The organism is Hydrocoleum sp. CS-953 (assembly GCF_002260545.1).
In the GTDB taxonomy this organism is placed as follows: Bacteria; Cyanobacteriota; Cyanobacteriia; order Cyanobacteriales; family Microcoleaceae; genus Trichodesmium.
The window spans coordinates 1-5,183 of sequence record NZ_LGSU01000877.1 but is presented as its reverse complement, the minus strand read 5'-3'; the positions used below and the strand labels follow the sequence as shown (position 1 = coordinate 5,183).

Annotated in this window: 3 protein-coding genes; 1 reads left to right on the top strand and 2 read right to left on the bottom strand. The window is 37.0% G+C overall.

Translation table 11 applies throughout. From position 1 onward, the window contains the following. The coding region (locus tag AFK68_RS11580) for a Mur ligase domain-containing protein (protein ID WP_246844131.1) at positions 1 to 423 on the bottom strand (423 nt) is incomplete at its 3' end. Positions 424 to 1,972: 1,549 nt separating this feature from the next. On the opposite strand from AFK68_RS11580, the gene AFK68_RS11575 reads away from it, so the two are divergent. Beyond that, entirely contained in the window at positions 1,973 to 2,992 is a 1,020-nt protein-coding gene (locus tag AFK68_RS11575) for a type I glyceraldehyde-3-phosphate dehydrogenase (protein WP_094672904.1), read from the top strand. Between the two features lie 249 nt (positions 2,993 to 3,241). On the opposite strand, the gene thiL is transcribed toward AFK68_RS11575, so the two are convergent. Further along, positions 3,242 to 4,267, bottom strand: coding sequence for a thiamine-phosphate kinase (gene thiL, locus AFK68_RS11570; protein WP_094672902.1), 1,026 nt, complete (start codon positions 4,265 to 4,267; stop codon positions 3,242 to 3,244). Positions 4,268 to 5,183: the final 916 nt, after the last annotated feature.

Sequence of the window (5,183 nt, the reverse complement as noted above, 5' to 3'; positions counted from 1 at the left end):
TCCAAGTTCAACGGCTGCTTTATACTCGGAGTTTGTTGTATTAATTGCTGTCGAACAAACTACTTGCGGTAGTTGATAAATTTCTTGGTTATTTCCTACTTTAACATTGTGTTTTTTTGTCATTACTGCTCCTGTATTTACACGGAGATCAGTAGGGGATAAATTTGAATTAGAATTGTTTGACAGAGATAAATTTTGTTCTTCAGTAGTTTGTTGAAATAACTCTAAATTTTTGGCTTCTTGGCGCCAAAATATGTGCGCTCCTATTGCTTCTAAGCGTTTTGTTATATGGCTTGATTTTAGATCGGAGCCATAAGTAGGCAACTTGCGTTTAGCTAAAATATAAGCAAGAGCCGACATTCCGATGCCACCAATACCAATAAAATGAAATGGCTTACCACTTAAATCAACATATTTACTCATTAATTGCTCCTTACACACCACTCCGCGTCCTTAACACGCGACATCATACCAGGAATTTTTTTTTTTAGATAGAGTTTAGCAGTAATTTAGGAAAAACACTGGTTAGCCTCGTGAATAGTCTCTATCTGTTGTGATTAGTTTGTTTTATATCAAGTATTTACCCACTGGCCAGTATTTTTCCGGACATATCTGAAAAACAGATTGAGGATTAATCATCAGGATTTTTTCCCAAAAGAACAAATGTTTCTAGTAAGTAATCAGAAAAAAAAATTATCATTCAAAGTTAGTATTTGGACAACAGACCATTGAAAGATGTAGTAAGATTAAAAGTTCATACTTATCATTTAACTTGAGCAACATCTGCTTGTTAAAATTGAGGACATCGGTTGAGGTTGTAGGGAGAGTGCATGGGACGCTTCTATTGCTGAAGTCAGAAATCATCAAGTTCAATTTTTACCAAATAAGGTCTAAAGTCTCCCCTTTAAAGCTATGCTTTACCCATAACTCTTGAAACCCTTGTGTGGGGAGTGTAGGGAGTAAGAATTTTGTCTACAGCTCTCAAAAAAATGTATTTTTCAATACACTTTTCTTCGGAAAAAACCTATCCAAGACATATACATACTTTGTCTATTTTGTCAAGTTTTATCTTAAAGTAAAGATGTGGGAAATGAATAGCCTTTAAAGGGGATAAAAAAAAGAAAATTCAGTGTTTCAAGGCTCCCTATTCCATTTAGGTACTGTTAACGAAGTTCCTCTGCAAGAGGCTAATTGATAAGTGAAATTGCCGTTACTGAAATATTGTGGTTTAAAGCGCCTCCCCTTTTAAGGGGATAATAAGTAAAAATTTTCCTGTTCGTCAATCCTCTTCTTTTCAAGGAGAGGTAATTCGCGCATTCTACATTCTAAATTCTACATTCTTGAATAAATTTTAGAGCCTTGAGAATGTCCTAACGGCTCTGGCGACTGTGATACAACTTCAAACTGTTAGGTTATGACACTGCCTATAATTTTTATTNTTTTCAAGGAGAGGTAATTCGCGCATTCTACATTCTAAATTCTACATTCTTGAATAAATTTTAGAGCCTTGAGAATGTCCTAACGGCTCTGGCGACTGTGATACAACTTCAAACTGTTAGGTTATGACACTGCCTATAATTTTTATTTAGTTGATTATTAAGTCAGCTAAATATTTGCTTTAATAAATTACTTGGGATCATAATTAACCTACAAAAAAATTATCAAATTACCATTTTGCTGTATGATAATCCTCAAGGTTAATTTTCTTTTAAGTTCTCCAGGCTAAAATTCATATCATTTCTTTAAAAGTCAGAGATTTGGAATCAAGCCATGGCAGAGTTTAAATCTGAAATAAATATCTGAAACTATCAATAAGTAACCCGTGGGGCAGCATGGGTACTTAATCAATTAAGTCGGAATATATCTACTTAAATAGATAGATTTACCGAAAAACCGATACTGAAACTTTTTTATCAGTGTGTGGAACTGTCTAAAAATTTCAATTTTACAAGCTATTATTAGGAGGTAAAAAGTGGTTAGAGTTGCTATAAATGGTTTTGGACGGATTGGACGGAATTTTTTACGTTGCTTACTTACTCGTACAGATAGCAAACTGGATCTTGTAGGTATCAATGATACTTCTGACCCTAAAACCAATGCTCATCTGCTAAAGTACGATTCAATGTTAGGTACTTTAAAAGGTGTAGATATTAGTTCCGATGAAAATTCCATTACAGTCAATGGTAAAACAATAAAATGTGTTTCTGACCGTAATCCTTTAAATTTACCATGGAAAGACTGGGGTGTTGACTTAATTATTGAGTCTACAGGTGTATTTGTGACTGAGGAAGGAGCTTCCAAGCATATACAAGCTGGAGCTAAAAAGGTTTTAATTACTGCTCCTGGTAAGGGTGGACAAGTTGGTACTTTTGTGGTAGGTGTTAACCACCAGGATTATAAGCACGATGATTACAATATTGTCAGTAATGCTAGTTGTACAACTAACTGCCTAGCTCCTATTGTCAAGGTTATAAACGACAACTTTGGGATTATCAAAGGTACAATGACTACAACCCATAGTTATACTGGCGACCAACGTATTTTAGATGCTAGCCACAGAGATGTAAGACGGGCCAGAGCTGCAGCAGTAAATATTGTGCCAACTTCTACAGGTGCAGCTAAAGCAGTGGCTCTAGTAATTCCAGAAATGAAAGGTAAATTAAATGGTATCGCGATGCGTGTTCCTACTCCTAACGTTTCTGTTGTAGACTTAGTGGCTCAAGTTGAGAAAAAGACTTTTGTTGAACAGGTAAATGAAGTTATAGAAGCAGCTGCTAATGGGCCAATGAAAGGAATCATTGAATACAGCGATTTACCTTTGGTTTCTAGTGACTATCGTGGCCATGACTGTTCTTCCATTGTTGATGCGAGTCTGACAATGGTTATGGATGGCGATATGGTAAAAGTTATTGCTTGGTATGATAATGAGTGGGGTTACAGTCAGCGTGTTGTAGACTTGGCTGAAGTTGTAGCACAGAATTGGGCTGCTTAATTATTAAATGGTTTAGGTCAAAAGCCTCCCCTTGAAAGGGGAAGAAAAGAAAATTTTTTCCTTGAGCGTCAATCCTCTCCCTGTTTAGGGAGAGGTAATTATTAATTGTTAATTGTTAATTGTTAATTGCTGAAGGAGGCAAACCTATAAACCTAGTTTTTTCGTAGATGTCTATTGTTAGAAACAACGATTTATGCTATATTCATGGCTTGATGTATGTAAGTCCTAAGAATCAAAGAAAAAACTTTTTCAAAAATGTTGAAATGCTTGGCTAAGTGCAAGTTCCTCGTTTGGGTAGATTTCTTGGCTATCTATTAATAAGATGTCGGTTTCGTCTGTGGTTGTACCTACTATGGCTGCACCGACTCCAATTTTTTCAACTAATTTTTGCCCATAAACTGATGGTAGGCATAAAACTAACTCGAAATCTTCACCTCCATATAGTGCCCAGTTTAATGCTTTTTCAGATGAGACAAATTTCGTCAAGTAAGGGGGAATGGGAATTTGATTTCGTTCAATTCTAGCACCTACCTGAGATGCTTGACAAATTTGAATAATTGCATCTGCTAGACCATCACTACTATCCATTCCTCCTACTAAGATGGGATTTTTACTATCCTCTGCACCACTAAAACTATTTAAAGATAAGCATTCCCATAAAATTGTTAAAATGTCAAACCTTGGTTTGGGACGTTGGTGAGCCAAAATTAGGGCAGAGCGTTCTGCTTCTGTGAGAGATTGACCTAGTTCTGGATGAAGTAATAATTCTAACCCAGCCCTTGATGCTCCATGGACTCCAGTAGCTACTATCACATTTTGGGGTTGACAATTGGAACGAAGAATAGTATATGAAGGGTCAACTTGTCCGAAAGCAGTAATTGAGATGGTAAGGACGGGCGATCGCACAATGTCTCCACCAACTATAGGGGTATTGTATGGCTGTAAGCATTCAGAAATACCTTTGTAGAGTTGTTCTACCCAAGTAACTGGTGTATCGCCAGTTAAACCAAGAGCGATCGTAATCCCAATGGGGAATGCCCCCATTGCTGCTAGATCGGATAAGTTAGCAGCAGCACTGCGCCAACCTACATCTTCGGGAGAGGTTGTGCGATCGCTAAAATGTATTCCATCGACGAGTGTATCAGTTGTTACTACTAATGATTTATTGGGTTGAGTCAGCAAAATTGCAGCATCATCCCCAATAATATCTCCTGGGCAAAAACGGTGTAATCTTTTTAAAAGTCCTTGTTCGCTAATATCTTTAACTTTAAGCATGAGAATATATCCGTAATTATAGCTTTTTTCATGTTAATTACAGTAAGGGATTAAAGCAACCTGGAAATATCTAAGATGGGAAAAAAGGCTGTTGCTTCCTTTCAGCTAATCAAATTGATGAAACTTCCTCAAGGCTAAATTACGATCGCAGTATTTACTGCGATCTATTAAATGGAATTATTGACCCACCTGACATATCTTCAGAGTATTCAATGACAGAGTTAACAAACAGTCGAACTAGGATTCGCTATATAGTATTATAGCGCTAGGGAATAGGGAATAGGGAATAGGGAATAGGGAATAGGGAATAGGGAATAGGGAATAGGGAATAGGGAATAGGGAATAGGGAATAGGGAATAGGGAATAGGGAATAGGGAATAGGGAATAGTAAACTGTCAAATGGTTTTCCTACGGAATGCTGCGCAAACAGGATTTAGAAATGTCAAGAGCCTTAATAAGTAGCGCTATATAATGAAATAATAAGCACTATATTAAAAAAACCTCAACAGCACTGTTAACCTGTGGAATGTAGGATAATTTTTTGTTGAGAGCAGAGTTGCAAAAGGGAGTCACAGTGTTCCATATCACTTCGCGATCGCGACTCAAGCACAATTATATCAAATCCGCTTGGCAACGGAAGCGTTATAAGAAACCGGGTTTGTGGGAGGTTAATGGTAGGGACGTTGCATGCAACGTCCCTACAAGGGGATTTGAGACTTTCCCCGGTTTCTCTGCTTTTTTATACCGATACTAACAAATTTGATATTACTTAACTATGCGCCCAAAATCCTAACTTTTTGAGGATCAAGCAGCTCAAAACTAGGTACTTTTTCGAGGCATAAAAAGCCTCAAAGCCTTATTTGTCAATATTTTTAGATTTAATCAGCCAGCCCTAACTATTGTACAATAGATGAAG

What these genes read in the sequence shown, in the direction of transcription:
- thiL (WP_094672902.1), bottom strand. Translation starts at nt 4,267, where the DNA reads ATGCTTAAAGTTAAAGATATTAGCGAACAAGGACTTTTAAAAAGATTA.